8 protein-coding genes and 2 pseudogenes are annotated in these 8,966 nt (G+C 35.4%); all 10 read right to left on the bottom strand.

Annotated features, from left to right (window positions below; genetic code table 11):
* Positions 1–62: 62 nt before the first annotated feature.
* Positions 63–776 (bottom strand): annotated as a pseudogene (locus IE039_RS07785) (ABC transporter permease); the annotation flags it as partial.
* A gap of 254 nt (positions 777–1,030) precedes the next feature.
* On the bottom strand, positions 1,031–2,683 hold the full coding sequence (locus tag IE039_RS07780) for a replication initiation factor domain-containing protein (protein WP_189428990.1): 1,653 nt from the start codon (positions 2,681–2,683) through the stop codon (positions 1,031–1,033).
* A gap of 386 nt (positions 2,684–3,069) precedes the next feature.
* Positions 3,070–3,366 (bottom strand): hypothetical protein, encoded by a 297-nt coding sequence (locus IE039_RS07775; protein WP_010002619.1) that lies wholly within the window; start codon positions 3,364–3,366, stop codon positions 3,070–3,072.
* Positions 3,367–3,643: 277 nt separating this feature from the next.
* Positions 3,644–3,955, bottom strand: coding sequence for a hypothetical protein (locus tag IE039_RS07770; protein ID WP_189428989.1), 312 nt, complete (start codon positions 3,953–3,955; stop codon positions 3,644–3,646).
* Positions 3,955–5,331: an ATP-binding protein gene (locus IE039_RS07765; protein WP_189428988.1), complete on the bottom strand. Its 1,377-nt coding sequence runs from the start codon at positions 5,329–5,331 to the stop codon at positions 3,955–3,957. The genes IE039_RS07770 and IE039_RS07765 overlap by 1 nt, the downstream gene beginning before the upstream one ends.
* 17 nt (positions 5,332–5,348) lie before the next feature.
* Positions 5,349–5,663, bottom strand: a complete 315-nt coding sequence (locus IE039_RS07760; protein ID WP_229782862.1) for a hypothetical protein — start codon at positions 5,661–5,663, stop codon at positions 5,349–5,351.
* Between the two features lie 21 nt (positions 5,664–5,684).
* A pseudogene (locus IE039_RS08520) lies at positions 5,685–5,942 on the bottom strand (hypothetical protein).
* Positions 5,935–6,279, bottom strand: a complete 345-nt coding sequence (locus tag IE039_RS07750; protein ID WP_019040246.1) for a hypothetical protein — start codon at positions 6,277–6,279, stop codon at positions 5,935–5,937. Before IE039_RS07750 ends, IE039_RS08520 begins: the two are co-directional and overlap by 8 nt.
* A gap of 4 nt (positions 6,280–6,283) precedes the next feature.
* Positions 6,284–6,595, bottom strand: a complete 312-nt coding sequence (locus IE039_RS07745) for a hypothetical protein (protein ID WP_010003749.1) — start codon at positions 6,593–6,595, stop codon at positions 6,284–6,286.
* A gap of 13 nt (positions 6,596–6,608) precedes the next feature.
* Positions 6,609–8,882, bottom strand: coding sequence for an ATP-binding protein (locus IE039_RS07740; protein ID WP_229782861.1), 2,274 nt, complete (start codon positions 8,880–8,882; stop codon positions 6,609–6,611).
* Between the last annotated feature and the right edge of the window lie 84 nt (positions 8,883–8,966).

Genomic DNA, 8,966 nt, shown 5'->3' with positions numbered 1-8,966 from the left:
ATTAAAGACCTTGATGGGTTTTTCTGTCCACTTAAATGTTCAACTTAAATTTTACAATCTGCCATATACAAAAAACCAATCATGAAGTTGAATGTGAGTTGTTGTGCACTATATCCGGGTAATTTATTAATAAATGAGCCAATGCTTAACTGATTAGTCCCTTTTGGTATTTTTGAATTATTTAATGTATTCTTGAATACCACAGCATTTGTTACACCTTTATTCAGTGATTGAATAGTGTCTGGTGAAATATAAACCACGGGAAGAGCACTTAAAGTTGCCCTGGGTGTAAAACCTGTAATTTTAATCCTCAATGATGAATTAGCAACTAACAAGTGGTCACCGATTTTGAATCCATCACTTTTGAATTTATCCGATACGACGCCGGCATTATTTCGGATATTTTTACTACCACTTGTTATTTTCAATTTTTTAAATATGAACGATTTGGAATCAAGAGCTACTAATTGAGTATTCTCTTTTAATCCATTTTCTGATTTTACAAGTGTACTATACTGTGAAATTCTGGTTCCATTACTGGGTAAACTAGCAACCTCATCCTGTGAAAGAAAAGATTGTGGTAAACGTCCTTCAGAATCACTATTTAAGACAATACTTGAAGCATCCCACTCGTTAATTGCCGCTTTGTTTAGGTTAGCTAAACCAGTGGCTAAACCAGTAAGAATAATCAAAAGATAACTTACTAAAAATATAAGTACCACTATTAGGCTATAACGCAATTTTTCATGTAGCATCTCTTTAATAGCTAAAAACATAATGATCTCCTGTTATTAATTCTATTTATTATTAATATACCACTTAATGTGTTTTGAAGTGGACGAACTCCTAGAAGTACGTCTGGGTGCTGGGTACTCCTTTTGTAACTTACGCATCACATCAGCAAGCTTATTACCAGCCATATACTCATTTTGTGAATGCCAACCAACTGCTTTATACATTGTCATGTCCCTTTCTTAAATATTTGAATAGATACCATACAAGCACCTGATTTACCTTAACCATAGTATTCTCAAAATGGTAAGTTGGCTTTTTTCTCAAATTCTGCTGTTTCTTCATCATACTTTTCCTTTTCCTTATCAAAATTGATATTACCTTGATGCAAAACACTTTTTGCGCTTGTAATTGCATATACCAAATTAGCCTCTACCAATTTTTGATGTTCTGCCGACAACTCAACACTATTGATCGCTTCAATAATTTCATGCCAATGTCCTGTTTTCTTCAATACTGCTAGACTGGGCACAACGGACTGTAAGACCCATTTTTCAATTCGTTCTACACTTTGCTTTTTAGGTTGCCTAACAAATTTCATTCGATTTCCTAAAGCTGTCAGCAACGACCAAGCAGGCATCGGCTCAACTGTTTGCTCAATCACTTCACGCACTTTATCTGATTTTAGCTTTTGTGCATCTATCGGCTCATTAGTAAACCACAAATAGGTATACAAAATATCAAAGGTTATATCCACCAATTTCTTATCATGATTAAGCCACTCATCAAGTACATACTCTGCTTTATCTTGATGCAATTCTAATTCCACACGAGTTTTTACATCAGTGTCATAACCTTTATTGGCTTGTTCTTTGTGCTTATCATAAGCACGGATAACGAAAGGCGATTTACCAAAATCAACCGTCCAACCGTCATCAACGTTACCATGAACCGCATAAGACTTTGATTTGCTCCAAAAACGTTTTTCTTGTACGGCTTTTACCAGTTCGTTCATATCCAATAAGCCCCATTTGTCGTTAATCGCAATATCTAATCTAGTGAGATGCCCCCGATACTGTCGTGCTTTCTCAAAGAAGTTACGCCAGTTCATGCTTTGTTCAAGTAGCGCTTTTTCAAAAAGCCGTGTGCCTTTACCAGTTAAATAAAGCGTTGTCCCAAACTTTTGCTCAATCGCTTGTGTTTCTGGGTTTTTCACTGGTGCAAAATCTTGAATATAGATATTCTTTTCGCCAGCAAATGCCATTTCACGAGTATAAAAATTTTGAGAGGTAGGACGTTCTAAAAACAAATTGTCCTGCAATCTCAACACATCATCAATTACTTGCTTTGAAGTTAAATCTGGAAATGTTAGTGAAACCCAATCAAATTGTACTTCAATAATTTGTGCCAATTCTGGATATACTGCCAATAATTTGTTAACAAAACGCTCACTGATACCTTGTTCTTTATTTTCAATACGTCGTATGGTTTTTTCGTTGATGCCCATTGTAACCGAGAGTTCTTTTTGTGTTACCCCAAGCATTTGGCGCATCAATATCAAATTATTATTTGTTAATGTTGGTACATTCAATTCTTGTGTCATATTTTTTTGTCCTTTCAGCAGTTGGTATCGACCAACATTTTTTAAATCAACTAATTTTTCTAATTCAGTTGAAGCCGTATTTTGTATTTTTGCATCAGACTGTTTAAGTTTTGCCTTGAAACCTGATAGCTCACTACCAGTAATTTCATCAATCGCAATCTCACTACCGATATCAGGTAACTGTCCCAATTCAATAGCCGATACGGTTACGTTATAAGTCTCAATAATTTCATCATTCAATTTCATACCGACCATGATAAGTATTTCCAACGATAACCGTAAACTATGTTGTGTTGTCCCTAGAAATATAGGTGTATAAGCTGTTGGTTCATTGTTAATCGTTATCATGTCGGCTTTCCTTTCTCAAAATGTCCGTTTTGACCTTTTCAAGTGGACATTTTTGTTTTTTAATCTAAATGGCTTCATATCGGCGTTTGTTCCCCATATTGGGTTGACGCTTCCAGCGTTTTTACCGGTTTAACCCCCCTGTTAGTAACTGGGGGTTAAAGCCTGTTTGGTGACTTTATTTTTGGCGCATGTGCCAGTCGCTTACAAATGCTTTGCATTTGCTTAACAGCGACCACGCACCCAGCCCCAACGCTACGCTAGGGCAGGGCGTGGCACTGTCTCTTCCTTTGGTCGAGCCACGCCTAAAATAAAGTCACTATGTACATAAAGCCCCGGTCTCTCACAGGACATTTGCTGTAAAAGACTAGAGCTTTAACAATAGTTACTTACTTGATATGTGACAGTTGATCTAGCAAACCTTGAATGTCTTTTGTACGGTTGACACCGTGTGTTTGCAATGACTTAGCCGTACCAAGCAAAAAACCTAAGTTCTTGCGTAGTTCAGCAAAGTAAGGTGGCAACATTGGACTAACAGCACGTAACTGTTCTTCATCTGCCATTGCTTTTTTAAGTTCATCACTTAGTTGAGCAAGGTGTTCAAGTCCACCTATCTTTTCAATTGCCTTCAAATCTTCAATTGATTGAGCGGACAAAGATTGAATTTTTTTAACTTCTAAAGCCATAATTTTTACCTACTTTTTCTTTTTAAACTACAAATATTTAATTAACAGCAAAGCCAAACACAGATACTAAGTGTTGGACTTCTAGCGTGGTATTTCATCTTTCTTCACTCAACTTTCTACTAGACCAATCAAAGTTGACATAACCACTGCTATCGTAAGTATTGCTATATCAACGTTTAAAAGCACTAAAAAATAGAACATTTTCAAAACCTTTCACAAAGTCCTTAAAACGCCTATTTCATCACGTAATTTTTAAAATTTCACAAGCAATCTTGTTTTAGACCAATTTTCTAAACTCTTTGATATAAGCATCTAACTGTTCCTGCGAACTTTCAATATGCTTCATCAAATCGACAATATCCTGTATAAAATTAAAAACATCAACATCTCTTATTTCTTCAATAAACCGTAATGCTTTTTCATTTTCAATTGCGCCACTTTCAACATCAATATTCTTAACGATATTTCTAATGTTAGCCATTTCATTGGCATCAATCGAACGTAACTTATCCAACATCAACGACATATTTCTCGAACCATTCACTAAACTTAATCTAGTTCGCTCAACTGCCATAATATCATCTGCCATTATTTTCCCTGACTTTCTCTTATTGCGATATTTTCACGCATGTATTCATGTAAATTAAAATCTTTTGGTACTTCTGGTGCAAAAAATGACCTAACTTGACTATCCCCAATCTTAATAAAGCCCCACCCTTTTAAATGTGATGATAAAGGGCGCAACTGCTTTTCGTTATCAGGAAACACCATTTTTTCAATTTCTGGTGTTGGCACACCCATGTTAATACGCATATTCAATTGGTTACGTATTGCCATTGGCAAAGAACCTGCATCAGGTCTTTGCATACCAATTAAAATATAAAAACCTAATTCACGACCCAACATAGCAATCTCTCTAAGATTTGACATTGCCGTCTCATAACTAGCCTTAGTTGGGTCATCATAAGCCAACCTATCGTTCATTTCGTAGTAAGCGCCAAACTCATCAAACACCAAAAAATAAGGTGCAAACCCAAAATCTTTATAAGTCCCAACTTGACCCGATACTTTAATTGCTTCAATTTTTTCAGCACGAGCCATCATTTTAGTATAAAAATCTATCACAGCTTGATTGATTTCAGATGCCACACTAAAAACATTATTTTTCAATTCAGGTACATGTTTTAAGCCTGCTAAATCAGAACGCTTTGGGTCAATGATATAAACAAATTTAGTGACCTGTAACAACTGTCCGATAATCGCAAACATAGTGTAAGACTTACCAGTACCAACGTTACCTGATATTAAAACATTGTAGAAAGTATCATATTTCCAATCAATACCCTTTGAAATCTGCAATAGCCCTTTTTTAGGTTTCAATTCTTTTAACTGTCGCCTAAACTTAATTGGATCAAAAGCAAAGGTACTCATCATCTTATTTTTACTAAATTCAGTTGTCTGTCTATCAGCAAGCAATGCTGTTTCAACAACATTATCAAACTCATTTTTAGAAAAACTTTCCATGTATTTCTGGCCGTCTACTGGCTCTTGTAAAATCAGTTGCCCTGTTCTGTGTAGTACTTTTAATTTCAATTTTGGGAAATAAGCTATAAATGTCCCATTGTCATCACTAGCAGTATCAAAAAACCCTTTAGAAACAACTAGCAAGCTTATCATCTGGCGTAGTTCAACTGTTTTCAAATACTTTGAAATAAAGTCCGAATGTTCTGGCGCATAGTGCTTGTAAAACCAAAAAACTCCCCAACCAAACAAAGCCGTTAGTCCCAAACTCAAAACAACTGGCAACAAATACCACCAACTATATTGTCCTTGCATTAACGATTGAAAAATATTCAAATACCAAAAACCAAAACAAATCGTTACTAAAAACAAATTAAAAAGCAAAGTCCTTTTAAATAAAGTCTTTGCCAAATACTGATCACTGTATTTAATTTTCTTAAACATCACACCACCTATCTTCTTTATGTTGTCAAAAATCTATAACAAATCATACTAGAACCACATATAGCAACCCATTGAGAATATACATCTAAACTACTTGTACGCCCTGATTTTAAACATCTTTCCGCCTGCTTGTAAAAACTAAACAAATCATTATCGTATACCCTAAAACAAGACACACCAGAAAAAAGTCGACTATTAACTAAAAAATCATGAAAAGTATCAGAACAACGCTTTGCATCTTTTACCGTATCTTCGGTAACATCTTGAAATTCACGATACTTTGGAAAATATATTTTTTTAAAATCAGTTCCTGTTAATTCAACCACAGTCATAATAAAACTCCTATCCAAACATTACAGTTCTTGTTCCAACCTTTGCATCTCATCATTGATGACATTACTATACATTTGATGCGTAAACTCATTCCTAAAGCGTTCTAACTTTTCAGGACTGCCCTTAATCTCATTCAAAGTAAGACTGTGTTAGTCGGTATAAGGGCTATCACTCGCATAATCTTGCCAAGCAATTTTTCCATGAACATTGATAATCGCCTGCGCCAATAACAACACATTTTTTCGTGTCATACGATATTTTTTAAAAACACTAGACATCAATTGACCCCCGACTATTCAAGTAATCTCTTAATTCAGCATAGGTATCGTTATATTCCAAATAAACGCTAAACACGCCCATACTGTCATAATAATAACCTGACTTCACAACCTGTCTCACTCTGCCAACAAAATCTTCCAATGAAGCATCATGACCAATCAAAAGGTCTCGCAATTCTGGCTCAACCCCTGATGCCACTAATTCTAAATACTTATTATGAAAATACTGATATGCCTTTTCTGCTCTTTTTAAAACTTCTCTTGTCACATATTGCCCTTCTTCATAACCCAAAGACATTGGCTGTAAATCTGCCATTGTAAAATCAATTTTCTTCATAATCTTAACCCCTATTCTTAACATCAAAGCGCACCACATTTCGCTTTTTATCCAAAATAACTATAATAGTAAAATCACTTGCTTCAATCTTCAACGTAAGCAATTTTTTATCAAAAGCAGTCACTGTGTTGTCAGCAATCACACCAGTTTTGTCTTGAATAGCTTTAGCCAAATCACTCGCTTGCGGTATCATAAACGCCAAATCTTTGGTCTTATAAATTGTCTTACCCAAATCATCTAACGCCTCAAAATCTCGATTATGCCTAACATAGAAAAAAGCAAAACCAACTACCAAAAATAAAATTACATTTCCCATACTGCCCTACTTTCTAAGCATATTTTTCTTCTAACTTGGCACTCTCATTTGAGTTAACCGTCTTTAAAGCAGCCGTCCATTCATCAAAGAGTGAATGAATAACAACTTTACCAACTCGACCATAAATATCTCTAAACAAACATTGTCCCTTTTTCAGGTTAGCCAACATTTCAATATTTGCTTTGGTTACTGGTAAATTGAACTGTTTTAAAATATTTTCACGGTCATCAGAACTATCAAAGGCAAACAATTGACCATATTGTCCGATACTTTCTTCATCATCACTATCTTTGACACGTTGTGTCGCATAAAAAACAGCATTGTTTTCAGAACGCCCTAATCGCTTGATGCTATCAAACACATTTTTACCTGCCTGTGAAGTGGTAAATATCCAAGCTTCATCAATCATTTCCAAACTAAACTCATCTGGGTTGGCTCGACCAAACTTTTCTAAATATTTACCCAACGCTAACATCAAAGCCATTGAATACTTTTGCGTTTCAGTATAAGTACGGCTATCTTGCTTAGCATTTGGTAATTGCAAACCAGTAACTTCTAGGATTGTACGTTGGTCATTAAATTGCAAACTATCTGTTAAACCGTCACTAAAGGCTAAACGTAACATTGTCTTTGGCACAATGCTTTGGTAGAAATCAGATAAATCTTTTTCTGCTTGCGAACCTTTAGCTAGTTCATCAAAGACTGTTAAAGTGCCAACCTTTTCGCCTTGAATACGCATCGCACATACTTTACTAATCGAACGATTAAGCGCTGTCTCTAATTGAATATCTTGTGAAATTGGTCTGATTTGGACTAACATTTCTTTAACCAGAGTCAACACATCAGGTATATCATCTTCGGTACTCTGCTCATTCAAAGTTAGAATTGGGTCAAGTACCCCTAAATTATTTCTATCATTGGCATTTAAAGTGACAAAATGAAACGAGCTAATCAACTTACGGAAGTAAGGGTTTTTCTCAGTTTCCAATGCACGCATAAACCAACGGTGTATTTCTTGCTTAGGATCAATGTATAAAATCTTGACGTTAAACATTGCCATGTGGAGCAACAATAGTTTAAATAAAAAAGATTTTCCTTGTCCTGTATCGCCTGATAATGCAAGGTGGGGACTATCTGTTTTTGCACCCCTGATGCCCTTGTTGGTAATCACTAAATTGAGTAATAACAGTAATCTGGAAGATGCCACGGCTTGTTGGATAGTCTCAAACTTATCTAGGCTCAAAACACGTCCCACATAGAAACCAGTATGTGAACCTAAGGCTTGACTTGTTCCAAACATTAACTCGGCTAAAGCTGGCACAGTTGTGTATTGTCGCCATTGTTTGAAGACCCCTAAATTAACAGCAGGTAATGTTTGATATAATAATTGTTCTTGATTGAAACTTGGTTGATACAACTCAATATCTCGCTCAAAAGTCTTTAAACGTGTTTTAAGTTTATTGACTTTTTTCTTCAATTCTTTGACGTTCTCATCTCGAACCACTAAAATAACAGACCATTGCAAAAAGCCATTTTTATCATCAAGAACATTGACCAAATTTTTGGCTAGTTTGTAATTCAATTCACTACGTTTGGAACTGTCTTCATCAGTATTAAAGGCATCACGTAATTCATCACGATACTTTCCTTTTGATGATTTGGTTTGTTGTTTTAAACCACGCCAGCCGTCTCTTTGTGGAAAATTGATTTTGATATGCACTTCAACTGGAAATTTATATGATTGTATTTCTGGTAACACAGATAAAAATTGCATTTTGTCTGGCATATTCAAAATGAGATGCGTGAAGTAATCTTCTTTTTCATCTGTAATTCGTTTAATAAAGCCTGTTTGGGATAAATCAAACACTGTATCACGCATTGCCATAAGTGATTTTTCTTTTTCGTGATGATAAGGCAAACCAAGCATGGCGACTAATCTATCTTCGTCCATTTTCTCGGCATCAATTGATTTCAAGATGCTCAACACATCTTCATTCATGGTATTAAAACGTTCAAAAAAACTATCATCAAACTTGACCTGATACCTAAAGGTCTCGGCAATTCGTTTCATGACTAAATCAGTCACAAAACTAACCTTGTCTTTTAAGTCATCACCAACGTTGATATTTTTGAGCTTGACCCCGATATAAAATTCATCAATGATTGCTGGGTTGAACTCACTCTCCAATAAATTGACTTCTTCTTGACCGATATAATACTCGGCAACTTCTCGCAAGTCATCAGCCCAATCATCACTCGTGCCTTGAATACGTCCAGCTAAGTCCATATCTTTAGGAATGAGTTTGGCAGATTGTAAAATTTAAGTTGAACATTTAAGTGGACAGAAAAACCCATCAAGGTCTTTAATGGT

It is taken from the genome of Leuconostoc lactis KCTC 3528 = DSM 20202, from assembly GCF_014651235.1.
Lineage (GTDB): Bacteria > Bacillota > Bacilli > Lactobacillales > Lactobacillaceae > Leuconostoc > Leuconostoc lactis.
The sequence above is the reverse complement of the archived record's forward strand: the minus strand, read 5'-3'. Positions and strand labels throughout refer to the sequence as shown.

Coding starts and splice junctions, on each gene's coding strand:
- IE039_RS07770 (WP_189428989.1), bottom strand. CDS start 3,955: ATGGCAGATGATATTATGGCAGTTGAGCGAACTAGATTAAGTTTAGTG.
- IE039_RS07740 (WP_229782861.1), bottom strand. CDS start 8,882: ATGGACTTAGCTGGACGTATTCAAGGCACGAGTGATGATTGGGCTGAT.
- IE039_RS07760 (WP_229782862.1), bottom strand. CDS start 5,663: ATGACTGTGGTTGAATTAACAGGAACTGATTTTAAAAAAATATATTTT.
- IE039_RS07750 (WP_019040246.1), bottom strand. CDS start 6,279: ATGAAGAAAATTGATTTTACAATGGCAGATTTACAGCCAATGTCTTTG.
- IE039_RS07745 (WP_010003749.1), bottom strand. CDS start 6,595: ATGGGAAATGTAATTTTATTTTTGGTAGTTGGTTTTGCTTTTTTCTAT.
- IE039_RS07765 (WP_189428988.1), bottom strand. CDS start 5,331: ATGTTTAAGAAAATTAAATACAGTGATCAGTATTTGGCAAAGACTTTA.
- IE039_RS07775 (WP_010002619.1), bottom strand. CDS start 3,366: ATGGCTTTAGAAGTTAAAAAAATTCAATCTTTGTCCGCTCAATCAATT.
- IE039_RS07780 (WP_189428990.1), bottom strand. CDS start 2,683: ATGATAACGATTAACAATGAACCAACAGCTTATACACCTATATTTCTA.